General features: G+C 53.1%; 25 protein-coding genes and 2 riboswitches. Of the genes, 23 read left to right on the top strand and 2 right to left on the bottom strand.

Annotation, left to right across the window (positions count from 1 at the left end):
* Positions 1–41 precede the first annotated feature (41 nt).
* The 7 genes from ABS784_RS06195 to ABS784_RS06220 all read left to right on the top strand — a co-directional run bounded on the left by ABS784_RS06195 (position 42) and on the right by ABS784_RS06220 (position 4,795).
* On the top strand, positions 42–1,388 hold the full coding sequence (locus tag ABS784_RS06195; RefSeq protein ID WP_011230108.1) for a cytochrome ubiquinol oxidase subunit I: 1,347 nt from the start codon (positions 42–44) through the stop codon (positions 1,386–1,388).
* Positions 1,385–2,413 (top strand): cytochrome d ubiquinol oxidase subunit II, encoded by a 1,029-nt coding sequence (locus ABS784_RS06200; protein ID WP_011230109.1) that lies wholly within the window; start codon positions 1,385–1,387, stop codon positions 2,411–2,413. Before ABS784_RS06195 ends, ABS784_RS06200 begins: the two co-directional genes overlap by 4 nt.
* Complete coding sequence (gene cydS, locus ABS784_RS17350) at positions 2,413–2,514, top strand: cytochrome bd oxidase small subunit CydS family protein (RefSeq protein WP_011230110.1); 102 nt, start codon at positions 2,413–2,415, stop codon at positions 2,512–2,514. The genes ABS784_RS06200 and cydS overlap by 1 nt, the downstream gene beginning before the upstream one ends.
* An 88-nt stretch (positions 2,515–2,602) precedes the next feature.
* Positions 2,603–2,893: a hypothetical protein gene (locus tag ABS784_RS06205; protein ID WP_021322500.1), complete on the top strand. Its 291-nt coding sequence runs from the start codon at positions 2,603–2,605 to the stop codon at positions 2,891–2,893.
* A gap of 108 nt (positions 2,894–3,001) precedes the next feature.
* Positions 3,002–3,104, top strand: a riboswitch (guanidine-I (ykkC/yxkD leader).
* A 58-nt stretch (positions 3,105–3,162) separates the two neighbouring features.
* Positions 3,163–3,483: a DMT family transporter gene (locus tag ABS784_RS06210; protein ID WP_011230112.1), complete on the top strand. Its 321-nt coding sequence runs from the start codon at positions 3,163–3,165 to the stop codon at positions 3,481–3,483.
* 332 nt (positions 3,484–3,815) lie between these two features.
* Positions 3,816–4,088 (top strand): YkvA family protein, encoded by a 273-nt coding sequence (locus ABS784_RS06215; protein WP_011230113.1) that lies wholly within the window; start codon positions 3,816–3,818, stop codon positions 4,086–4,088.
* A 14-nt stretch (positions 4,089–4,102) separates the two neighbouring features.
* Entirely contained in the window at positions 4,103–4,795 is a 693-nt protein-coding gene (locus ABS784_RS06220; RefSeq protein ID WP_021322501.1) for a TerC family protein, read from the top strand.
* 39 nt (positions 4,796–4,834) lie between these two features.
* On the opposite strand, the gene ABS784_RS06225 is transcribed toward ABS784_RS06220, so the two are convergent.
* The gene (locus ABS784_RS06225) at positions 4,835–5,284 is read right to left on the bottom strand and encodes a hypothetical protein (RefSeq protein WP_014194961.1); all 450 of its coding nucleotides are present in this window, start codon (positions 5,282–5,284) and stop codon (positions 4,835–4,837) included.
* A 304-nt stretch (positions 5,285–5,588) separates the two neighbouring features.
* Between ABS784_RS06225 and ABS784_RS06230 the strand changes: the two genes are divergently transcribed.
* The 6 genes from ABS784_RS06230 (at position 5,589) to ABS784_RS06255 (ending at position 12,760) form a co-directional block, all read left to right on the top strand.
* Positions 5,589–7,664 carry a carbon starvation CstA family protein gene (locus tag ABS784_RS06230; RefSeq protein WP_352511809.1) on the top strand — a complete coding sequence of 692 codons (2,076 nt, stop codon included), beginning with the start codon at positions 5,589–5,591 and terminating at the stop codon, positions 7,662–7,664.
* Positions 7,657–7,860 carry a YbdD/YjiX family protein gene (locus ABS784_RS06235; RefSeq protein WP_011230117.1) on the top strand — a complete coding sequence of 68 codons (204 nt, stop codon included), beginning with the start codon at positions 7,657–7,659 and terminating at the stop codon, positions 7,858–7,860. Before ABS784_RS06230 ends, ABS784_RS06235 begins: the two co-directional genes overlap by 8 nt.
* A gap of 151 nt (positions 7,861–8,011) precedes the next feature.
* A complete protein-coding gene (locus ABS784_RS06240) occupies positions 8,012–8,938 on the top strand; it encodes a ketopantoate reductase family protein (RefSeq protein WP_011230118.1) in 927 nt (308 codons plus the stop codon).
* Positions 8,939–9,077: 139 nt separating this feature from the next.
* Positions 9,078–10,745 (top strand): glycoside hydrolase family 13 protein, encoded by a 1,668-nt coding sequence (locus ABS784_RS06245; protein ID WP_352511811.1) that lies wholly within the window; start codon positions 9,078–9,080, stop codon positions 10,743–10,745.
* A 55-nt stretch (positions 10,746–10,800) separates the two neighbouring features.
* Positions 10,801–11,337, top strand: coding sequence for a YfiT family bacillithiol transferase (locus tag ABS784_RS06250; RefSeq protein ID WP_053414432.1), 537 nt, complete (start codon positions 10,801–10,803; stop codon positions 11,335–11,337).
* A 217-nt stretch (positions 11,338–11,554) separates the two neighbouring features.
* Positions 11,555–12,760, top strand: a complete 1,206-nt coding sequence (locus ABS784_RS06255) for an MFS transporter (protein WP_352511812.1) — start codon at positions 11,555–11,557, stop codon at positions 12,758–12,760.
* A gap of 63 nt (positions 12,761–12,823) precedes the next feature.
* On the opposite strand, the gene ABS784_RS06260 is transcribed toward ABS784_RS06255, so the two are convergent.
* Positions 12,824–14,008 carry a class I SAM-dependent rRNA methyltransferase gene (locus ABS784_RS06260; RefSeq protein ID WP_025038991.1) on the bottom strand — a complete coding sequence of 395 codons (1,185 nt, stop codon included), beginning with the start codon at positions 14,006–14,008 and terminating at the stop codon, positions 12,824–12,826.
* A gap of 142 nt (positions 14,009–14,150) precedes the next feature.
* Positions 14,151–14,258: riboswitch (TPP riboswitch) on the top strand.
* 106 nt (positions 14,259–14,364) lie between these two features.
* Between ABS784_RS06260 and tenA the strand changes: the two genes are divergently transcribed.
* The 10 genes from tenA to ABS784_RS06310 all read left to right on the top strand — a co-directional run bounded on the left by tenA (position 14,365) and on the right by ABS784_RS06310 (position 23,415).
* Complete coding sequence (gene tenA, locus ABS784_RS06265; protein ID WP_011230122.1) at positions 14,365–15,048, top strand: thiaminase II; 684 nt, start codon at positions 14,365–14,367, stop codon at positions 15,046–15,048.
* A gap of 23 nt (positions 15,049–15,071) precedes the next feature.
* The gene (locus ABS784_RS06270) at positions 15,072–15,662 is read left to right on the top strand and encodes an ECF transporter S component (RefSeq protein WP_352511815.1); all 591 of its coding nucleotides are present in this window, start codon (positions 15,072–15,074) and stop codon (positions 15,660–15,662) included.
* 14 nt (positions 15,663–15,676) lie between these two features.
* Positions 15,677–17,128, top strand: coding sequence for an ABC transporter ATP-binding protein (locus ABS784_RS06275; RefSeq protein WP_352511816.1), 1,452 nt, complete (start codon positions 15,677–15,679; stop codon positions 17,126–17,128).
* Positions 17,128–17,910 (top strand): energy-coupling factor transporter transmembrane component T family protein, encoded by a 783-nt coding sequence (locus ABS784_RS06280; RefSeq protein WP_011230125.1) that lies wholly within the window; start codon positions 17,128–17,130, stop codon positions 17,908–17,910. Before ABS784_RS06275 ends, ABS784_RS06280 begins: the two co-directional genes overlap by 1 nt.
* A 16-nt stretch (positions 17,911–17,926) precedes the next feature.
* The gene (gene tenI / locus ABS784_RS06285) at positions 17,927–18,532 is read left to right on the top strand and encodes a thiazole tautomerase TenI (protein WP_011230126.1); all 606 of its coding nucleotides are present in this window, start codon (positions 17,927–17,929) and stop codon (positions 18,530–18,532) included.
* Positions 18,533–18,535: 3 nt separating this feature from the next.
* Positions 18,536–19,669 (top strand): glycine oxidase ThiO, encoded by a 1,134-nt coding sequence (gene thiO, locus ABS784_RS06290; RefSeq protein WP_011230127.1) that lies wholly within the window; start codon positions 18,536–18,538, stop codon positions 19,667–19,669.
* Positions 19,666–19,869 (top strand): sulfur carrier protein ThiS, encoded by a 204-nt coding sequence (gene thiS, locus ABS784_RS06295; protein WP_011230128.1) that lies wholly within the window; start codon positions 19,666–19,668, stop codon positions 19,867–19,869. Before thiO ends, thiS begins: the two co-directional genes overlap by 4 nt.
* A gap of 2 nt (positions 19,870–19,871) precedes the next feature.
* Positions 19,872–20,639, top strand: coding sequence for a thiazole synthase (locus tag ABS784_RS06300; protein ID WP_013146257.1), 768 nt, complete (start codon positions 19,872–19,874; stop codon positions 20,637–20,639).
* Positions 20,636–21,661 (top strand): thiazole biosynthesis adenylyltransferase ThiF, encoded by a 1,026-nt coding sequence (locus tag ABS784_RS06305; protein WP_011230130.1) that lies wholly within the window; start codon positions 20,636–20,638, stop codon positions 21,659–21,661. Before ABS784_RS06300 ends, ABS784_RS06305 begins: the two co-directional genes overlap by 4 nt.
* Before the next feature lie 482 nt (positions 21,662–22,143).
* Complete coding sequence (locus ABS784_RS06310; RefSeq protein ID WP_011230132.1) at positions 22,144–23,415, top strand: hemolysin family protein; 1,272 nt, start codon at positions 22,144–22,146, stop codon at positions 23,413–23,415.
* Positions 23,416–23,430: the final 15 nt, after the last annotated feature.

Raw genomic sequence — 23,430 nt, forward strand, 5'->3', positions numbered from 1 at the left:
TTCCTTGATTGGCCGCTTGTTTTCATAAGGGGGGATGAATCGTGAACGGTTACGATCCGGTGCTGCTTAGCCGTATTTTGACGGGATTGACGCTGACGGTCCACATCATTTATGCCACGATCGGCGTCGGGATTCCACTGATGATCGCCATTGCTCAGTGGGTTGGGATTCGCAAAAATGATATGCATTACATCTTACTCGCTCGCCGCTGGACGCGCGGTTTTGTCATCACCGTAGCGGTCGGCGTGGTGACAGGAACAGCGATCGGCTTGCAGCTGTCGCTTTTATGGCCGAACTTTATGCAGCTGGCTGGCCAAGTGATCAGCTTGCCGCTGTTCATGGAGACGTTCGCCTTCTTTTTTGAAGCCATTTTCCTCGGCATTTATTTGTATACATGGGATCGGTTCGAAAATCAGAAAAAACATTTGCTTTTGCTTATCCCGGTGGCAATTGGGTCTTCAGCATCAGCCATGTTTATTACGATGGTGAACGCGTTTATGAATACGCCGCAAGGGTTTGAATTTAAAAACGGCGAGCTTGTCAACATCGATCCAATCGCGGCTATGTTCAACCCAGCGATGCCGACGAAAGTCGCCCATGTGCTGGCGACTTCGTATATGACGTCAGCATTCGTGCTTGCTTCGATCGCCGCTTGGCATTTATGGAAAGGCAATCGTCACATTTATCATCGCAAGGCACTTCATTTAATGATGAAAACAGCTTTTATTTTTTCGGTAGCCAGTGCATTGATTGGCGACTTATCGGGCAAATTTTTAGCCGAATACCAGCCAGAAAAGCTGGCGGCTGCTGAATGGCATTTTGAAACGAGCTCCCATGCACCGTTGATCCTGTTCGGCGCGCTCCAAGAAGACGGGGAAGTGAAATATGCCTTGGAAATTCCATATGCCCTTAGCATTTTGGCCCATAACCATCCCGCTGCGGTTGTGACCGGACTGAACGAAGTTCCGGAAGATGAACGCCCACCACTGTACATTCATTACTTATTCGATGTGATGGTCACGATCGGGGTGTTTTTAATGGTTGTCGCAGCCGCGTATTGGCTCGGATCGATTTTCCGCTGGAAGTGGACGGCGAAAAAGTGGTTTTTTGGACTGCTGGTGGCGGGAGGGCCGCTGGCGATGGCTGCGATTGAGGCGGGATGGTACTTAGCGGAAGTCGGGCGGCAGCCGTGGATTTTGCGCGGCTATATGAAAACGGCGGAAGGAGCGACATCGTCGGCGCATGTGGATACGATGCTTGTGTTGTTTTGCCTTTTGTATATGGTGTTAGTAATTGCGAGCGCAACAGTGCTCATCCGTATGTTCCGCCGCAACCCGGTTGAACGGGAGCTGGCAGAGCGGGCCAATAACGGGGAGGTGGCGCCATGACGCTCGAAGTCATTGGCATTTCGGTGTTATGGCTGTTTTTGTTCGGGTACATTATCGTTGCCTCGATTGATTTCGGGGCTGGGTTTTTCAGCGCCTATAGCCATTGGGCAAACAAACAGCATATTTTGCACCGCATCATTCAGCGCTATCTTTCCCCTGTATGGGAAGTGACGAACGTCTTTCTTGTCTTTTTCTTTGTCGGCATTGTCGGCTTTTTTCCGAAAACGGCGTATTATTACGGTTCTATTTTGCTTGTCCCGGCGAGCATCTCCATCATTTTGTTAGCTATTCGCGGCTCGTACTATGCGTTTCATACGTATGGGGGGACGGAACGGAACTGGTATTTAATCGCTTATGGATTGACGGGGTTGTTTATTCCGGCCTCCCTGTCCATCGTGTTGACGATTTCCGAAGGCGGGTTTGTGGAGGCAGGCGCCTCAGGCGTTGCGCTGGATTATGGGAAGCTGTTTGCAAGCCCGTTGTCATGGAGCATTGTGCTGCTCAGTGTGACGAGCGTTCTTTACATTTCTGCCGTTTTCTTAACGTACTATGCGGACGAGGCCAAGGATGAACGGGCGCGGGCGCTGTTGCGCCGCTACGCTCTTCTTTGGAGCGGGCCGACGATGTTGTCAGCGCTGCTCATTATTTACCAGCTCCGCTACCATAATCCCGAGCATTACGCCAACCTATGGAATGTGGCGTGGATGCTGGTCATTTCCTTTTTGTTTTTTGTCATTACCGTTTGGCTGCTTTGGCGGCAGCGGCGGTTCGGCTGGGCGTTTATTGCGCTGTTGTTTCAATATGCGTTCGCCTTTTACGCCTATGGCATTTCACATTATCCGTATTTGTTATACCCGTATTTGACGATTTATGACGGGTTTACGAATGAGACGATGGCTATGGCGTTGATCGTCGCGTTTATTGCCGGCCTTCTGTTATTAATTCCGTCACTTTATTTGCTTATGCGCCTCTTTTTGTTTAACAAGGCGTACGTTAAAGGAAAATGGGAAGGGGGAAAAGGATAATGCAAACATTTTTGATCATGTATGCGCCGATGATCATCGTCGCCCTGTCGATCATCGCCGCGTTTTGGGCTGGTTTGAAAGATGTGCACGTAAATGAGTAGACACAATTTCAGCGTCTTGGTAATGCATAGTTTGCCGCCAATCGCCCACACTAGCGGATGACAACGAATAGAGAAAGGATGGGCGATGATGAAAGAAATATTGGAGCGTGTGAAAGAGCAGCTGGAACAATCGTTTGACGAACCGCGCTCGACGAGTCTTGATGGGGCGATTCATGAGCTTGAACGGTTAAAAGCGAGCGCCGGGGATAAACGGCAAATGATCGAAGATGTCATCCGTGCGGTGACTCACGCGCGCAATGCGCGAATGGAGCTGGCCGAGGCGGGAGATGAATCGGCGACAAACGCTTTCGCTGAGGCCTATCGGGCGCTCGATCAAGCGATTGAATCGTACAGCGATGTTGATAACGATCCGGTATAAAGCAGATGGGAATGTCCCATCTGCTTTCTTGCTATGCCAGCGGCACGATGGTTAAATCAGTAGCCGATTGGCCACAAACATGGTACAATAACAGCGGAAAAAAAGAAGAAAAAGGTTTTCTAGGGTTCCGCGGCTGCTTTGCGGCCGGCCTGCGACCGAGAGAAAACGCGCGGCATCGCCGCGTGCACGGAGGGACAAAAGCCCGGGAGGAGCATCGTTTCGATCGTTCTCGCGGCTTTTTTATTTTCGCTAAAAAGGGAGGACGGGGCATGGCGTGGGTTTATTTAATAGTTGCTGGTTTGTTCGAAGTTGTATGGGCGATCGCGCTGAAATATACGAACGGGTTTGCCCGCTTTTGGCCTTCTGTTGTGACGATTGCGGGGATGGCGGCGAGCTTTTACTTTTTATCACTGGCGATAAAAACGTTGCCGATCGGCACCGCCTATGCGGTGTGGACGGGAATCGGAGCGCTCGGCGCGGCCTTGGTCGGCATGTTGTTTTTAAACGAGCCAGTCAACGCGCCGCGTGTGGCGTTTTTGCTTTGCATTCTTGTCGGAGTCATTGGTTTGAAGTTTACGGCGGGGCAATAAATTGGATTCATTTCTTGTCAAGAAAAAGAGTTGACAACAGGTATAAATATTGAATATCATGAAAATATAAAAACGAATATAGTTTCTTTTGTTAAAGGGGAGTAGCTTTAACAGCAAAGTCGTCAGTTCAGGGCGCATGCCCTCGGCTTTGTTGGCAACGGCGACGTTGTTAGCGAGACCTTTACCGATGTTGGTAAAGGTCTATTTTATTTATGGAGGCCTTTACCAAAGATGGTAAGGGCCTTCTTTCATTTCATGAAACAAAAGGGGGGAAGATAATCGTAAAGGAAGATAGGTTCGGTTTCAAAAGAACAAAAAGTGGAGGGGATGGCATGCGTAAATGGTGGAAACGGCTTCGCTTCATCGTCCATGTCCGGCGTTTTCTACCGTTTTTGTTTGAATTTTTCGTTTCTCATGAAGTGCCAATGCGAAAAAAATTGTTTTCCGTCGGTTTGCTGCTTTTGTATATAGCGCTGCCGCTTGACCTCATTCCGGATTGGCTTGCGTTGTTTGGTTTGATCGATGATTTGGCCGTCTTCCTATTTATTTTGCAACAAGTCATTAAGATGGCCCCGGTTTCATTAAAAGAAAAATATAACTTGTAAAGGGGGATTCTTCCATGGATCTGTTGTCAGTAGAGTTTTGGACGGCGTTGCTGTCGATCGTCATTATTGATCTTTTGCTGGCAGGGGATAACGCCATTGTGATTGGATTGGCGGCCCGCAACTTGCCCAAATACCAGCAAAAAAAGGCCGTTGTCTGGGGGACGGTAGGCGCTGTCGTCATCCGGGCGTTGGCGACGATCTTCGTCGTCTGGCTGCTGAAAATCCCAGGGCTTTTGCTTGTCGGCGGCGTGCTGCTTGTCTGGATCGCCTATAAGCTGCTTGTTGAGGGGAAGGGCCACGACGATGTTGAAGCCGGGGGAAATTTATGGGAGGCGATTCGCACGATCATTATTGCCGATGCGTTGATGGGGCTTGACAACGTATTGGCGGTCGCCGGCGCCGCGCACGGAAACTTTCTCCTCGTCGTTCTTGGGTTGCTCATTTCCGTTCCGATCATGGTGTGGGGCAGCACGCTTATTTTAAAATGGATCGAGCGCTTCCCAATCATTATTACGATCGGCGCCGGTGTCCTCGCCTGGACGGCGGCGAAAATGATCGTCGATGAGCCGTTTTTAAAGGCGTATTTTGCCAATCCTGCCGTGAAGTATGGATTTGAGTTGCTTGTTGTTGCCGCTGTCATTGTGGCGGGAACGATGAAAAAACGAAAAAGCGCCAAAGAGCCGCAACCGAAAGCCGCCAATGAATAATTGGCGGCTTTTGTGGCTGGGCAATCACCAAGCGGATGGCTATTTCCATTTCAGCAGCAGAAATTGCAGCAGCCATCCAATGGAGAGCCCGGGGATGACAGATAAGATCGGCAGCCAAATCGGTCCAAAAAACACGCCGCCGATCGTCACGTGCGACGAGTACATTAAGCCGACCGTCACAAAGTAGGCGGAGACGACAAACGGCAAAAACGAGTACGGCGTTTGCCCGCCGCCAGCGTCTTTAAACGCATCCCACATGGCAAAAAAGTATAAACATGGATAAAACATCAGCCATCCGATATCGACAATGCGGGCGGCCTCATCCGTACGTCCCAAAAAGCTGAGGCGGATGGCTTCATTGAAATGGGATTGGGTGTTAATCACAAATTCCAACGCAATAAACAAAATTCCTTTTATATACTTTTTGTTCAACAGTTGCCCGAATCCAGGCAAAGCAATGCTCCATAACAATGCTTCGATCGCTTTCACCTTCTCGAACCCTTTACTGAGATAATATTAGTTGATCGTTGCTTTGTCCGTTGCACCGTCAGATGGAGCTGGAGACAATCGATGGGTGCTTCATGGTCAGTTGCTGGTTAAGCCGATGGGTGCAATTACATTTTTTGCGCCAAAGACTTGTTTTATACTTTTTTGCAATAGGAATGCAGGAAAACTTTCCTATAGAACCAAACGATATGTTAGCTGAAGATAAAAAAATACTTTAAATTTTTCAGAATAATGAATATAATAGTGACGTAAAGGATTTTGACAAATAAATAAAGGGGGAAGCCGTGTGAAGGGGCTAAAATCGATTTTGTTATGGGGCCTGATTTCCGTCCTTGGGGCCGCAGCGTTTGCCATTTTGGCTTTAAGCCGCGGCGAATCGGTCAACGCCATGTGGCTTATCGTCGCCGCCGTCTGCACGTATGCGGCCGCTTATCGGTTTTACAGCCGGTTTATCGCCCGCAAAGTGTTTGGTCTTGATGATAACCGGAAAACGCCAGCGGAAGTGTTCAATGACGGGAAGGACTATGTTCCGACGAACAAATGGGTGCTATTTGGCCATCACTTTGCCGCTATTGCGGGTGCGGGACCGCTTGTCGGACCGATTTTGGCCGCGCAGATGGGCTATCTGCCTGGGACGCTTTGGATTGTGATCGGCGTTGTGCTCGGCGGAGCGGTGCAAGACTTTGTCATTTTGTTCGCTTCGATGCGCCGCAACGGGAAGTCGCTCGGCGAAATGATTAAGGAAGAAATGGGTCCGGTGACGGGCTTTATCGCAGCGCTTGGCATTTTGGGCATTATGATTATTTTATTGGCCGTATTGGCGCTCGTTGTCGTGAAAGCGCTTGTCGGAAGCCCGTGGGGGATGTTTACGATCGCCGCGACGATTCCGATTGCGATTTTGATGGGCATTTACATGCGCTTCATCCGTCCAGGGCGCGTTGCTGAAGCGTCGCTTGGGGGATTTGTGCTGTTGATTTTGTCGATCGTGGTCGGGCAATATGTCGCGGAGCACCCGACGCTCTCGGCGATGTTTACGCTAAAAGGGGAAACGATCGCCATCTTAATGATCATTTATGGCTTTGTCGCTTCGGCGTTGCCGGTATGGCTGTTGTTGGCGCCGCGCGACTATTTGAGCACGTTCTTGAAAATCGGCACGATTGTCGGATTGGCGCTCGGCATTTTCGTCGTCATGCCGGACTTGCAAATGCCGGCAGTGACGAAATTTATCGATGGCACCGGGCCGGTGTTTGCAGGCAACTTGTTCCCGTTCTTGTTCATTACGATCGCTTGCGGCGCGGTGTCTGGATTCCACGCGCTCGTTTCATCCGGCACAACGCCGAAGATGATTGAGCTTGAAAGCCATGCGCGGCCGATCGGCTACGGTGCGATGCTGATGGAGTCGTTCGTCGCTGTCATGGCGATGGTGGCGGCTTGCGTCTTGACGCCAGGGGCGTATTTTGCCATCAACAGCCCGGCTGCTGTCATCGGAACCGATGTGGCGCAGGCGGCAAAAGTGGTATCGTCATGGGGCTTCACCGTCACGCCGGATATGCTTGCGCAGTTGGCGAAAGACGTCGGCGAACAAACGGTGTTGTCACGCACGGGCGGGGCGCCGACGTTGGCGATCGGGATGGCGCACATTTTATCGAGCGTCATCGGCGGCAAGGCGCTTATGGCGTTCTGGTATCACTTTGCCATCCTGTTTGAAGCGCTGTTCATCTTGACGACGATTGACGCCGGCACGCGCGTCGGCCGTTTCATGATCCAAGACATTATGGGCACGTTTTACAAACCGCTCGGCAAAACGGATTCGCTTGCCTCGAACTTGATCGCTACGACCCTTTGCGTACTGGCGTGGGGTTACTTCCTGTACCAAGGCGTCGTCGACCCGCTCGGCGGCATCAACACGCTATGGCCGCTGTTTGGCATCGCCAATCAAATGTTGGCTGGCATCGCCTTGTTGTTTGCGACGACGGTTCTATTTAAAATGGGCAAAAAGGCATATGTTTGGGTCACGCTCGTGCCGACAACATGGCTTTTGGTCGTCACGCTGACAGCCGGGTATCAAAAACTGTTCCACGAAAATGTCAAAATTGGTTTCTTGTCGCATGCGAAAATGTTCCAAGACAGCTTGAGCCAAGGCAAAATTTTGGCGCCGGCAACGAATGAGGCGCAAATGCGGCAAATTATTATGAACGATTACATTGATGCGACATTGTGCGCGATTTTCATGCTCGTTGTGATCGCGATGCTGATCTCGGCGTTGAACATTTGGATCAAAGTATTGCAAAACAAACATGTGCCGCTCAAGGAAGCGCCGTACGTGCCGCGCGATGGAGAAGGAGCGAAGCACTATGCCTAAATGGCTGCAAAACGTTTTGGCTTATCGCCGGCAGTTTCTTGACTTGCTTGTCGGTGTGCCGAGCTATGAAAAATATGTCGAGCATATGAAAACCCATCATCCTGGCGAGCCGATTAAGTCGCGGAAAGAGTTTTTCTGCGAGGCGCAAGAGGCACGCTACAATGCTAAAGGCGGCAAAGTGTCGCGTTGCTGCTAGCAAACGGGAAGGAAGGAGGGGCGCGTTCCCTTCTTCCTTTTTTCTTCTTGTTCATCATCGCTGAGAAAATGTTCGATTGGCGGCATGGTTTTTGTGAAAGACGTTGGGAGCGTTGGATCAACCCTCAGTGGAGAAAGGAGCTGTACATATGATGCGCATTCTGTTTGTCGGAGCAGGAGCGGTCGGCGGGTATTTCGGCGGCCGTCTGCTTGAAAAAGGGGTGGACGTAACGTTTCTTGTTCGCGAGCGCAGAAAACAGGAACTGGAGAAATATGGGCTTGTCATCCACAGTGTCCATGGCGATGTGGGATTGGCGCCGAAATTGCTTGTTGCCGGCGAATCGGCCGAGCCATTTGATCTTGTCGTGTTCTCAAGCAAAGCGTACCATTTAGACGGCGCCATCGCCGACGCGAAACCGTATGTTGGAGAGGCGACGATGATTTTGCCGTTGTTAAATGGCATGGCCCATATGGATGCGTTATGGAAGGCGTTCGGCCGCGAGAATGTCTTAGGCGGGCTTTGCTTTATCGAAACGACGTTAAACGAGAGAGGGGAGATCATCCAAACGAGCCCGGCGCATGAGATGCGTTTCGGTGAATGGCCAAACGGGCGGAGCGAGCGAACGGAGGTGCTTGCATCGTTGTTTGCCGGCGCCAACGCCTGCTTTCGCCTAAGCGAACAAATTGCAGCTGATATGTGGAACAAATATTTGTTTATCGCGACGATGTCGGGCGTGACAACGCTGTTCCGCGCCCCGATCGGGCCGATCCGTTCCGGGGAGTACGGGAGCGTCATCATCGATCGGCTGTTTCGGGAAATCAAAACGATCATTCAGGCGCATGGGGCGCCGCTGACCGATGAAATGGCCGAGCGGCAGCGCACCCAGCTCGAGCAGATCGCCCCAACGATGAAATCGTCCATGCAGCGCGATATGGAAAAAGGACAGCTCATTGAAGCCGATCATTTGCAAGGGTATTTGCTAGCATTGGCGAAGCGGCATGGCATCCATGCTCCGATGCTCGAGGTGGTATATCACAATTTAAAAATTTACGAAGCGAGCCGCGCAACCGGTGAGTGACCAGTTGTTCAACCCAGCCGTTTGGCAGGAGCGTGCAGCCCCGCCAAACGGCTGTTTTTTGAGAAAAAGAGAAGTTGTTTACCGCACCAATATAGTGTACAGTTAATAGTGAAAACGTGTGCACAAGGAGGAGGCAGCCTTGAAAAAAACATGGTGGAAAGAAGGCGTTGCGTATCAAATTTATCCTCGCAGCTTTATGGATGCCAACGGCGACGGCATCGGTGATCTTCGCGGCATCATCGAAAAGCTGGATTATTTGGTGGAGCTTGGAGTCGACATCGTTTGGATTTGTCCGATTTACCGGTCGCCGAACGCCGATAACGGATATGACATCAGCGATTATTATGCCATTATGGATGAGTTTGGAACGATGGATGACTTCGATGAATTGCTTGTTGAAGCGCATCGGCGCGGGTTGAAAGTCATTTTGGATTTGGTCATCAATCATACGAGTGATGAGCATCCGTGGTTTATCGAATCGCGGTCATCGCGAGACAATCCGAAGCGCGACTGGTACATTTGGCGCGACGGCAAAGATGGGCGCGAACCGAACAACTGGGAAAGCATTTTCGGCGGCTCGGCATGGCAGTATGACGAGCGGACGGGTCAGTATTACTTGCATATTTTTGACGTCAAACAGCCCGACTTGAATTGGGAAAACGACGAAGTGCGGCGGGCGCTTTATGCGATGATCAACTGGTGGCTGGATAAAGGCATCGACGGCTTTCGCATCGACGCGATTTCCCACATTAAGAAAAAGCCGGGTCTTCCCGATTTGCCAAATCCGAAGGGGCTGAAGTACGTGCCGTCATTTGCTGCGCACATGAACCAGCCAGGGATTATGGAGTATTTGCGAGAGTTGAAAGAGCAAACGTTTGCACGATATGACATTATGACGGTCGGCGAGGCGAACGGAGTAACGGTTGATGAGGCCGAACAATGGGTCGGGGAAGAAAACGGCGTGTTTCATATGATTTTTCAGTTTGAGCATTTAGGGCTTTGGAAAAGGAAAGCCGATGGTTCGATCGATGTCCGCCGGCTGAAGCGGACGTTGACGAAATGGCAAAAAGGATTGGAAAACCGTGGGTGGAACGCGCTCTTTTTGGAAAACCACGACTTGCCTCGATCAGTGTCGACATGGGGAAATGACGGCGAGTATTGGGCGGAGAGCGCGAAGGCGCTTGGCGCGCTCTACTTTTTCATGCAAGGGACGCCGTTCATTTACCAAGGGCAAGAGATCGGGATGACGAACGTGCAATTCTCCGACATTCGCGACTACCGCGATGTCGCTGCCTTGCGTCTGTATGAACTCGAACGGGCGAACGGCCGGACACATGAGGAAGTGATGAAGATCATTTGGCAAACCGGGCGCGACAACTCGCGCACCCCGATGCAATGGTCTGGTGCCCCAAACGCTGGATTCACGACAGGTACGCCATGGATCAAGGTGAACGAAAACTATCGTACGATCAATGTCGAGGCCGAGCGGCGCGACCCGAACTCGGTATGGTCGTTTTATCGACAAATGATTCAGCTTCGGAAAGCGAACGAGCTGTTTGTTTACGGAACGTACGATCTGCTTTTGGAAAACCACCCATCCATTTACGCGTACACAAGAACGCTTGGCCGCGATCGGGCGCTTATCATTGTCAACGTATCCGATCGTCCTTCACTTTACCGCTATGACGGCTTCCGCCTTCAGTCAAGCGATTTGGCGCTCTCGAACTACCCGGTCCGTCCGCATAAAAATGCGACGCGTTTTAAGCTGAAGCCGTACGAGGCGCGCGTATACATCTGGAAAGAATAAGAAGGAATTTGCCTTTCCGTGTGGAATAAATGCATACGGAAGGGAGATGATCAACATGGCAACGGTCGATCCGATTCGCTACCCGATCGGAACGTTTCAAGCGCCGCAGCAGTTTGAGGCTGGGGAGGTGCAAGAGTGGATTGCTGCCATCCGCGGGCTGCCGAACGACTTAAGAACTGCTGTTTCCGGCTTGAACGATGAGCAGCTGAACACGCCGTATCGCGACGGCGGCTGGACGGTTGCCCAAGTCGTCCATCATTTGGCTGATGCAAGCATGAATGCGTTTTTGCGCACGAAATGGGGAGTGACGGAAGACGGCCCAACGGTGAAGCCGTTTGCGGAAAGCGAATGGGCGAAAACGGCCGATGCTTGCTCGTTGCCCATTGAACCGTCGCTTTTATTGCTTGACGGGCTGCATGCGCGATGGGCGGCGTTGCTTGAATCGATGACGGAGGCAGATTTTCACCGAACCGTTCGGCCGGAAGGGGCAGCGGGGGAGATGCCGCTGTATGTATTGACCGCGTTGTATGCATGGCATGGGAAGCATCATACCGCGCAAGTTGCGTCGTTGCGCAAACGAAAAGGATGGTAAAGGCTGCCGATTCTTCGGCGGCTTTTTTCTTCATGCATCATAGAAGGATGGTGCTGCGCAAACAACACCCGGGAACCGCCGGCTGGGCGGGGCTTTTTTGTCGTCATCCTGCCGGGAGAACGGTGAAATAGCATTTTGCTTAAACGGCGGCATAGGATTATGTTATACTAACAAATATTAAGGGACACGAAATACATAGTTCGCAAGGGGGATCAGTATGGGAGCGGAGCAGCAGCCGCTTATTGCAGAACAAAAAGAAAAAATATGGACGAAAGATTTTGTTTTGATTTGTTTGGCCAATTTTTTTGTGTTTCTTGGGTTTCAAATGACGCTGCCGACCCTTCCGCTGTTTGTCGAGCATTTGGGCGGCAACGATCAGCTGATTGGCGTTGTCGTCGGTGTGTTTACGTTTTCGGCGCTCATCGTCCGTCCGTTCGCCGGCCATGCGCTTGAGACGAAAGGGCGCCGGTTTGTGTTTTTATTGGGACTTCTCATTTTTGTCATTTCTGTCGGTTCCTACAGCTTGATCTCAAGCATTTTCCTTCTCTTTTTGATGCGGGTCGTCCAAGGAATCGGCTGGGGGTTTTCGACAACCGCTTCCGGAACGGTGGCGACGGACATCATTCCAGCGAGTCGCCGCGGGGAAGGAATGGGCTATTACGGGCTGTCCGGGAATATCGCCTTGGCGTTTGGTCCGTCGCTTGGACTTGTGCTTGCCGCTATGATTCCGTTTAGCCATCTGTTTGCCATTTGTGCGGCGCTTGGAGTCACTTCGGTGCTGTTTGCCGCCGCGATCACGTATAAAAAAGCGGAAGCCGTGCATGGCAAAGGGGCGAACAGATGGGATTTGTATGAAAAAAGCGCTTTGACCCCGTCGTTGCTGTTGTTTTTCTTGACGGTGACGTTCGGCGGCATCGCCTCATTCTTGCCTCTATATACGGCGCAAAAACAGATCGGCGGCCTGCAGCTGTACTTTTTGCTTTACGCGCTTGCCTTGATGGTGACGCGAACGTTCGCTGGCCAGTTGTATGACCGAAAAGGGCATCGAGCCGTCTTTCTCCCTGGTGCGGGGCTTATTTTGCTGGCGATGCTTCTTCTCGCTTGGCTGCCGGGAGAATGGGCGTTGCTTTTGGCGGCGGTGCTGTACGGTTTCGGCTTTGGCATGGTGCAACCGGGGCTGCAGGCGTGGTCCGTCGAGCGGGCGCCTGCCCACCGCAAGGGAATGGCGAACGCGACATTTTTCTCGTTTTTTGATTTAGGGGTCGGCGTCGGGGCGATAGTGTTTGGCCAAATCAGCCATTGGTTCGGCTATCCGAGCATTTATTTAGCTGCTAGCGGTTCGGTGTTCCTTTCGATGCTTGTCTATCTGTCGGTCTTGCATAAAGAACAATCGCTTCGCCCCAGGGAACGAAAAAACGCTTAGGGATAACCCCTAGGCGTTTTTTCTGCCCAGCGGCGCATCGAAACGGCCTTTGAGGGCGGCTCGTCACCGCCGGGAATGCACTTCGTAAATGGCGAATTTTAAGTAGTCGCCTTCTTCCGCGGCAAGGAGTTTCGGGTGGTCGTAGCCGGCGCCGTTCCAATATACTTGGCGCAGCACTTTTTTCGCGTCAAATGCCGCATCAGCGATCATCTCTTGAAATAGGTGCGGGCGGACGTGGTACGAGCAGCTTGATGTGACGAAAAAGCCGCCGTCTTTGACAAGCTTCAATCCGTTTAAGTTAATGTCTTTATAGCCGCGCAGCGCCTTCGGGACGGCATGGGCCGATTTCGCGAACGCCGGCGGGTCGATGATGACGACATCCCACTGTTTGCCGGCGCGCACCGACTCGCGCAAATAGTCGAAGGCGTTGGCGACGACAAATTCAACGTTCGTGAATCCGTTTAACGCGGCGTTCCGTTTCGCCGTTTCGATGGCATGTTCAGAAATATCGACGGCAGTAGCATGTTTTGCCCCATACAGACAAGCGTTTAGCATAAACGAGCCGGTATGGGTGAAGCAGTCGAGCACGGTTGTCTCCGGACCGATGAGCGGACGAAGAGCGGCGCGGTTTTGCCGTTGGTCGAAGAAAAAGCCTGTTTTTTGTCCGTTTTCAATATCGACGATGTATTTCACGCCGTTTTCCTCGATTTCGATTTCCGTTTCCGCTTCCCCGTACCAAAAGCCTTTTTCTTGTTTGAGACCCTCAAGCTCCCGAACGGACACATCGTTGCGCAAATAAATGGCCCTTGGGGCAAACACGTCAAGCAAGCCGCGCAAAATCCAGTCTTTCCGCCTTTCCATGCCGAGCGCCAAAATTTGCACAACAAGCACATCTTCATATTTGTCGACGATCAATCCGGGCAAAAAGTCGGCTTCGCCATAGACGGCGCGGCAGGAGCGAACGCCGGGAATCATCCGTTCACGGTACGCCCACGCCTGACGGATGCGGTCGATGAAAAAGCGCTCATCGAGTTCATCGTTTGGGTTTTGCGTCAAGACGCGGACGATGATTTGCGAAGCGGGGTTGATATATCCTTTCGCCAGCCAATACCCTTGATGATTGTAAACGTCAACGAAGTCGCCCGGCGCAGCATCGCCTTCGATGCGGTCGACTTCACTTTGAAAAATCCATGGATGCCCTTGCTCAAGCCGTTTTTTCCGTTCTCTTTTCAGGATGACCTTCGCCATCGTTTCCACTCCCATTCCGTCGTCAATTGCTGCGTTTCCATCATAGCGGATTGCAACGCATAGCGCAACGTCGGAGAAAAAAAGATTGACAATCGTTCGTGCCATGGTATGATTAAGTGTAAAGAAAACTGAAAATTGCACCATCATCCACTAGGGGGGCCTTTAGAAAGGCTGAGATCAAAGTGTGCCTTTGAGACCCTTAGCACCTGATCTGGGTAATGCCAGCGTAGGGAAGTGGAGGAGCAGCACAGCAAGGCTAGGCTTTGCCTTGCCAACGTCGCATGCCCACGCCGCTTTCTTTACGCCAATCGGCAAAGGAAGCGGCGTTTTTATTTTGCCAAAAAGGGGGAAAACGAATGTCATTTGCCAAACAATTGCGCCAAGCGGCCGATCCGATCTGGCAGGCGAGTTTCCGCCATCCGTTTGTTCAGGAGCTTGGCCAAGGGACGCTTGCGCGCGAGAAGTTTCGCTATTACGTGATGCAAGATGCCTATTATTTGCGCCATTTTGCCCGCGTTCAGGCGATCGGGGCGGCGAAATCGCCGGATTTGGCGACGACAGCCCGGTTGGCGCACCATGCACAAAGCACGTGCGAAGCCGAGCTGTCTCTGCATGAAACGTTCGCCGAGCTCTTGGGCATTACAGAAGAGGAAAGGGCGGCGTTCATTCCGGCGCCGACGGCGTACGCCTATACGTCGCACATGTACCGCGCGGCGTACGAAGGGCATCTCGGTGATGTTATCGCCGCCATTTTGCCGTGCTACTGGCTGTATTACGAAATTGGCGAGCGCTTGAAAACGTGCCGCCCGAACGATCCGATTTATGAAAAATGGATCGGCACCTACAGTTCGGACTGGTTCCGCTCGCTTGTGGAAGAGCAAATCGCGCGGCTTGACGACATCGCTGACGAGGTCACCGAAGAGGATCGCCATCGGATGAAGCGGCATTTCCTCATCAGCAGCGAATATGAGTACGAGTTTTGGGAGATGGCGTATCGGCTTGAGCAGTGGCCGTCGGCTGAATTGGCGGCGAGCCGTTGACGTGAGACAAGGAGGAGAACAGGATGGAAGTGAAGACAAAAGGGTTAAAATTGGTGGATATTTTAACGACGATCGTCATTGCGATTGTGTTTGGCGTTATTTACAAATTATGGGGCCCGCTATATAGCGCGGTGGGAGCAGTAGGGTTTCATCTCGATCAACTCATTTACGGCATGTGGTTTATCGCCTCCTCGCTCGCTTATTTGCTCATTCGCAAGCCAGGGGTGGCGTTGCTCGCGGAGATTGCGGCTTCGTCCGGCGAGCTGATCATGGGATCGCAATGGGGGCTTGAAGTGCTCATTTACGGGGTCGTTCAAGGGCTGTTGGCCGAGCTCGTCTTTGCCGCCTTCCGCTATCGGCGCTTTGATACGTTCGTTGTATCGCTAGGCGCGGTCGGGGCGACGATTGGCTCGCTCATCATGGACTTTTACAAAGGCTATATTGAGGCGCTCGCCCCATGGAATATGGCGCTCTTTTTGCTGGCGCGTTTTATCGGCGCCATCCTCATCTCCGGCGTGCTTGCTGTTTCATTGGCGAAAGCGCTCGAAAAAACTGGAGTGACGCAAATGTGGCGGCCGGCCTCGAAAGACGATTACGATGCATTGAACCGGTAAGGCGGCGAATGGCGATGAAACAAGCAATTGCGATTGATCGGCTGCGCCTGAAATTTCCCGGGAGCGACGGGCTGCTGTTTCGCGACTTGTCGCTTTCGATTGCCGAGGGGGAGAAAGTGCTCCTCCTTGGTCCGTCCGGATGCGGCAAGTCGACATTATTGCAAGTGATGGCTGGCATCATTCCCCGCTCGATCGATGTGCCGATGAAAGCGGAGCGCCTTAAGCGGCCGGAACGGTGGGGCTATGTTTTCCAAGATCCTGATGCGCAATTTTGCATGCCGTATGCGGACGAGGAAATCGCTTTTGCCCTCGAAAATCGAAGCGTGCCGCGCCACGAGATGCCCGTCCGCATCCGTGCCCTGCTGAACCAAGTCGGTTTGGAGATCGCTCCGCATACGGATATTCATACGCTTTCCGGTGGAATGAAGCAGCGATTGGCTCTTGCTTCGGTGCTGGCGCTTGAGCCGGATGTCTTGTTTTTGGATGAGCCGACGGCGCTGCTTGATGAAGAAGGGACGAAGGCGGTATGGCAAACGGTGAAGCAGGTGGGCCGCGGCAAAACGGTCATCATCGTCGAGCATAAAATTGACCATGTGCTCGACTTTGTGGATCGCATTGTCTTGTTCGGCCGCGATGGGCGCATCATCGCCGACGGCGAGGCGAAGGCGGTGTTTTCCGACTATAAAGACGTCATTGCCGCTGAAGGGATTTGGTATCCAGGCGTCTGGGATGACTATGACCGGACGGCAAGGCGGCGAAATCGCCATCAAGGCGAGGAGCTTCTTCGCCTCGCCCGTTTTCGCGGGTTCCGCGGCCGGGAGGCGAAAATCTATGTTCCTGAAGCAACGGTGCACGCCGGCGAATGGATTGCAGTCACCGGAAAAAACGGCGCCGGTAAAAGCACGTTGCTGCACGCGCTTATGCAACTCATCCGCACGGACGGAGAGTATATGCTGCTAGGCGCCGACATCAAGCGGCAACACCCGCTTTACCGCCATATTGCGTTCGTTTTCCAAAATCCGGAATGGCAATTTGTCGCCCATTCCGTTCGCGAAGAGCTCGCCTACTCGCTTCGGCTTGAGAGGCGGCCGAAAGAGGAAATTGAGGGAATCGTCGACCGTCTGTTGCGTGAATTTGACCTTGTTGAGCAGCAAGACCAGCACCCGTACCAACTGTCGGTCGGACAAAAGCGGCGGTTGAGCGTCGCCGCTTCGATCGTCGCCGGCCAGCGCCTCTTTTTGCTTGATGAGCCGACATTTGGGCAAGATGCAAAAAATACGTTCGCGTTGCTCGAAATGCTTGAAGCATACCGTGAACAAGGGGCGGCGATCATGATGGTTACACATGACGAACAAATCGTCCGCCGCTTTGCGACGAGACAGTGGGTGATTGAAGATGGGGCGCTCGTTCGGGACGAACGGCTTGACATCCGAGAGCCGGTGTTGGCGGAAGGTGGGGCAGGGTGATGAAATGGGAGGTTCGCTGCCGCGAGACATGGCTTCATGAGACGAACCCGAGTTTGAAGCTCATTGTGCTTGTCGTGCTCTTTTTCGCTGTGTTGTTCATTCATAACCCGAACGTGCTGATTAACGTTTCGCTCGCTCTCTTCGTTTTGTTTTGCTTTGGCACCGGCTATCCGGCGAATGTGTTGTTTTGGCTGTTTTTGCCGTTTTTCCTCGTGTTTGTTTCGACGGCTTCATCGATGATGATGTTTGGCGAGGGAACGACGACATGGGTTCGCTGGGGGCTCATCCATGTTACAGCGGAAAGTTTTTGGCGCGGGGTGCACATCGGGTTTCGCGCTTTGGCGCTTGGGCTTCTCGGATTGATTTTTTCGCTGACGACCCGGCCGGTTCCGTTGTTTTATTCGCTCATGCAGCAGTTGAGACTGAAGCCAAAGTATGCGTACAGTTTTTTGGCGGCCGTTCGCCTATTGCCGATTATGCTTGAAGAGTTTCAGGCGATCCGCTATGCGTTAACAGTGCGCGGCGTGCCGAATAAGGGCGTCCTCAGCAAAGTGAAGCGCTACGCCATTCCGCTGTTGTCGCAAAGCATCCGCCGCGCCCAGCGCATCGCCGTGGCGATGGAAGCGAAACAATTTTCCGGCAGCGGGCGGCGCACGTTTTATTATGAAATCGGGTTCGGCAAATATGATATTTGGCTTGTCGCCTTGTTTGCCGCTTTGATGTTCGCCGCCTACTATGTCGGTGTTCATTATCCGTATATTTCTATAAGCGATGTACGGTAGAAAGAAAGGGATGGCGATGGGGGTTCTCCATTTCGTTTCCACCGGGCGTCAGACGGTAGACGAATTTGCCGCGATTTGTGCGCACACCCATCCGTATGCCGACCTGATTCATATTCGCGAAAAAGGGAAGACGGCGCGTGAAGTGGCGGCGTTTGTCGCGGCACTGCTTCGCGTCGGGGTGCCGCTGCAAAAAATCATCGTCAATGACCGGGTTGATGTCGCCGCTGTCTACGGTGTCAAAGGTGTGCAACTTGCTTATCACAGCCTGCCGGTGCGCGCCGTCCGCCGCTCGTTTCCGGACTTGACGGTTGGTTGCTCGGTGCACGGGTCGGAGGAGGCGAAACAGGCCGAACAGGATGGCGCTCACTTTTGTTTGTATGGCCATATTTTTCCGACGGACAGCAAGCCCGGTTTGCCGCCGCGCGGTCTGGACTCGCTTGCGGAAATCGCGGCCGCCGTGTCCATTCCAGTCATCGCCATTGGCGGCATTCACGCCGGCAACGCTCGTCGGGTGCTGGAAGCGGGCGCAGCCGGGGTGGCAGTATTGTCGGCTGTTTTTTTCGCTGCTGACCCCGTTGCTGAGGCTAAACGGCTGGCAGACATCGTGAAAGGGAGGGGATAGGGGATGACGCATCGGTATGACGTCGCCATCGTCGGCGGCGGGGTGATTGGGGCGGCCATCGGTTTTGAGCTCGCCAAGCGGCGGCATCGCGTCGCCATTTTTGAAAAAGGAACGATGGGAAGCGGGGCGTCAAGCGCGGCAGCCGGCATGCTTGGGGCGCAATCCGAGTTTTCGACGTCAAGCCCGCTTGTGCCGCTTGCCTTGCAAAGCCGAGCTCTCATGCCGGCCTTGGCTGAAGAGCTGAGGGAGAGGACCGGCATCGATATCGGCCTTGTCGAAAAAGGATTGATCAAACTAGCGACAACGGAAGAGGAAGCAGACGATCTCTATCGCCATTATACATTTTGGCGGGGCATAGGCGAACCGGTGCAGTGGCTCACGAAAGGGGAGGCGCTTGAAATGGAGCCGCGTCTTGCGGCGGAAGCGCTTGCCGGCGCGATGTACATCCCTGGCGATGGGCAAGTGAGCGCTCCGGATTTGGCCGCCGCTCTTGCCTATGCCGCCGCCTCCGCCGGCGCTTGTCTGTACGAGTATACGGAAGTGTTCGACATCCGTTCCGACAGCAGTGGGCATGTGTTAGACACAACAGGCGGGACGTTTGCCGCCGAGGCGGTCGTCATCGCTTCCGGCGCTTGGGCGGCGCGGCTCGGCGCGCGGGTCGGGCTTTCGCTTTCCGTTTATCCGGTCAAAGGAGAATGCGTCATGGTGCGCGCCCCGGTTCCGTTGTTGCAAACGACTGTATTTGCGAAAAACGGCTGCTACATCGTTCCGAAATCAGGAAACCGGCTGCTCATCGGAGCGACGTCCACGCCCGGCACGTTCGATCGACGTGTATCGGCCGGTGGGGTGATGAACTTGCTTCACCGCGCCGCCCACCTTGTTCCGGACATCGAACAGGCGGAATGGGTGGCATCATGGAGCGGCATTCGGCCGCAGACCGAAGACGGCTTGCCTTATCTAGGCGAGCATCCGGAGCGGCGCGGCTTATTCGTCGCTGCCGGACATTACCGGAACGGCATTTTGCTCAGCCCATTGACCGGTCTGCTTGTCGCCGACTTAGTGGAGCGGAAAGAGACGGCGTTTGATCTTGCGCCATTTTCGTTGACACGCCATATCGGAAAGGTGGGGGTGGAATGACGTTAGTGATTAACGGGGAGACGGTCGCCGTGCCCGACGAGGTGAAAACGGTGGGCGATTTGCTTGCCCATTTCCGGCTTGAGAACAAGCTTTGCATCGTCGAAGTCAATGTCCGCATCATCCAAAAACATGAGTATGGGACGACGGTGCTATGCGATGGTGATCGCGTGGAAATCGTTCATTTTGTAGGAGGCGGTTGATGATGTTGAAAATTGGCCCATATGAATTTTCTTCGCGGCTGTTGCTCGGCACGGGCAAATATCCGAGCTTGGACGTGCAAAAAGAAGCGGTGGAAGCATCAGGGGCGGAAATTTTAACGTTCGCCGTCCGGCGGATGAACATCTTTTCCCCGGAGCAGCCGAACTTTTTAGAGCAGCTCGATTTAAGCAAATATAAGCTTTTGCCGAACACCGCCGGGGCGAAAACGGCCGAAGAAGCGGTGCGCATCGCCCGACTCGCCAAGGCATCCGGATTGTGTGATATGATAAAAGTAGAAGTGATCGGCTGCGACAAAACGCTCCTCCCAGACCCGATCGAGACGTTGAAAGCGGCGGAAATGCTGCTTGAGGAAGGGTTTATCGTGTTGCCGTACACATCCGATGATGTCGTGCTGGCGAAGCGGCTAGAGGAGCTTGGCTGCCATGCGATCATGCCGGGCGCCTCGCCGATCGGGTCTGGGCAAGGCATCATCAATCCGCTCAATTTGAGCTTTATCATTGAGCAGGCGAACGTGCCGGTCATTGTCGACGCCGGCATCGGTGGACCGGCGGACGCGGCGCTGGCGATGGAGCTTGGCGCGGATGGGGTGCTCTTGAACACCGCTGTTTCCGGCGCGGCCGATCCAGTGAAAATGGCGAAAGCGATGAAGCTGGCGGTGGAAGCGGGCCGGCTCGGCTATGAAGCCGGACGCATCCCGAAAAAACGGTACGCGTCAGCGAGCAGTCCAACGGAAGGAATGAGTGTTGTTTGAACGAACGGTATTCCCGGCAGCAACTATTTGCACCGATTGGCGAGGAAGGGCAAAAGAAAATACGGGGAAAGCATGTCGTGTTAGTCGGCGCCGGAGCGCTCGGCACAGGCAACGCCGAAGCGCTCGTTCGCGCCGGCATCGGCAAATTGACAATCATTGACCGCGATTACGTCGAATGGAGCAATTTGCAACGCCAGCAACTGTACAGCGAAGCGGATGCGAAGGAGCGGCTGCCAAAGGCGATCGCCGCCAAACGGCGCCTTGAACAAATCAACAGCGAGGTTGAGATCGAGGCCATTGTCGGCGACGCCGGCCCAGAAGAATTGGAAACGATCGCCCTCAAGCAACGCCCTGACTTATGGATCGATGCGACAGATAATTTTGATACGCGCCTTGTCATCAATGACGTTGCCTACAAGTACAACATTCCGTGGATTTATGGCGCTTGTGTCGGCAGTTACGGTTTAAGCTGCGCCTTCATTCCGAACCGCACGCCTTGTTTGTATTGCTTGCTTGAAACGGTGCCGCAAGGGGGATTGACGTGCGATACGGCCGGCATTATCAGCCCAGCGGTGCAAATGGTTGTCAGCTATCAGATGGCTGAGGCGTTAAAAATTTTAGTGGAGGACTGGTCGGCGCTCCGCGGCAAGCTCGTTTCGTTTGACCTTTGGACGAACGAATACGCCTCCATTCGCATTGACGGGGTGAAAAAGGACGGTTGCCCGACGTGCGGACGTCATCCATCTTATCCGTTTCTTTCCTATGAACAACGGACGAAGACTGCCGTCTTGTGCGGGCGCGATTCTGTGCAAATCCGTCCGCCTGCCCCGCGCCAGTACGACTTGAATGAATTGGCGGAGCTGTTTCGCCGCCAAGGGCTTCAAGCGGAAGCGAACCCGTATCTTGTCTCCGTTTCGCTCGGCGACAAGCGATTGGTTGTCTTTCGCGACGGCCGTGCGCTTGTGCACGGCACGAAAGACGTGCAGGAGGCAAAGGCGATCTATTACCGCTATTTAGGTTGAAACGAGAGAAAATGAAATAAGGGTGTCCATTGATGGGAGGACGCCCTTGTTTTGTTCATCAAACTGTCAAAAAGACACCCTTCTCCTCCCTGCTTTTCCCGCCGGCAATATGGTACGATGAAAGAGGGGAAGAAAAGGGAGGGGAAGACGAATGGCCGAGTGGTCGGTGACATTCAACATTGCCTCATTGCTTGTTCTTGTGTATTTGATTGGTTCCTGTTGGCTTGAATCATGATGCGCCTCGGTTCATCCGGCGCATTTTTCTTTTTGGTTGTCTGGATTTATATGGAAGGATAACTCGCCAGCTATAGTCAGTTGGCGAAAAATTTGTTATATTTAAGATAGGAAGAGCGAAAACGGCTGCTGCCGGTCGCATCGCTTTGTTTCCGCTTAGCGCGGCAAGTGTGGCTTTTACAAGCATGATTCGGCGGAAAAATGGATATGAATAACATAGTCACCATCCATAGGAGTGTGAAGATTCATTGGAAGAGTGGCCGTTAAGGTTGTTCGGGTGGTTTTTCCTCTCCCTGCTCGCCAATGCACTGTTCGCTTCAGCAGAAGCCGCGTTTTCTTCGGCAAGCAAGGCACGGTTGCGGCATTATGCGGAAGAGCATCTGCACAATAAGCGTCTCCAAGCGGTGATCGGTCAGCTTGACCGCGTGTTGTTGGCGCTTGCTGTGGCCAACCGCCTCACCAGCGTCGTGACGGTCGTGCTCTTTACGGACATTGCCGTTTCGTTGCTTGGGGAACAGATGGGCTTGTTTGCCACGCTGGCGGTGATGACAGTATTATTTGTCGTCTTCGGTGAAATTTTGCCAAAATCGATGGCGAAAGAGCATGCGGAGCAGCTCGCCATCCGATACGCCGGCCTTGCCTATGGGCTGATGAAGTTGATGACGCCGGTTACGGCGTCGCTCCAAGCCTTAAAAGATCGAATCGCCAAGAGGTTCGCCAATGGGGTGGCTGTGCCGGCTGTTACGGAGGAAGATATTAAAGTGATGGTTGAGCTGAGTGAAGAAGAAGGGGTCATCGACAACAAAGAAAAAGAATTGATCCAACGTTCGCTCGATTTTGATGAAATTTTGGTCGGAGAAATTTTCACGCCGCGTGCTGATATGGTGGCGGTGGAAGTGAACCAGCCGATTGAAGAGATTCGCGACGTGTTTTTGGAAGAGAAATATTCCCGCATCCCGGTCTATGAAGGGGATATTGACAACGTGATCGGCATTTTGTCGGAAAGCGACTTTTTCAGCGAGCTTGTGCAAAAGCGGGAGGTGCGCATCCGCGATTTGTTGCGCCAGCCGTTGTTCGTTGTCGAGTCCATGAAAGTGTCGGATCTTCTGCCGGAGCTGCAAAAAAGCAAAGTGCATATGGCGATCGTCGTCGACGAGTTTGGCGGCACCGCTGGACTCATTACGCTCGAAGATATTCTCGAGCAAATTGTCGGCGAAATATGGGATGAGCATGATGAAGCGGTGAAAACGGTGCGCCAAATCGACGAGCACAGCTTCGAGTTCAGCGCCGAACTGCCGCTGGATGAATTTTGCGAAGTGATGAACATCGACGTGCCAAGGAGTGAATCGCATACGTTGGGTGGTTGGATTTTTGAGATGTTTGAGCGTATTCCAGCAGTCGGCGAAACGTTGCAATATGGATCGCTGACGTTCACCGTCCGCCAAGTCGACAATCGGCGCATTCGCAAAGTGCTTGTCTCATTGAGCCAACCGCTTGCCGAGCAGGCGGGAGGCGCCTGATTCGCTCCCCGTTCC

Source organism: Geobacillus sp. G4, assembly GCF_040327975.1.
Lineage (GTDB): Bacteria > Bacillota > Bacilli > Bacillales > Anoxybacillaceae > Geobacillus > Geobacillus thermoleovorans.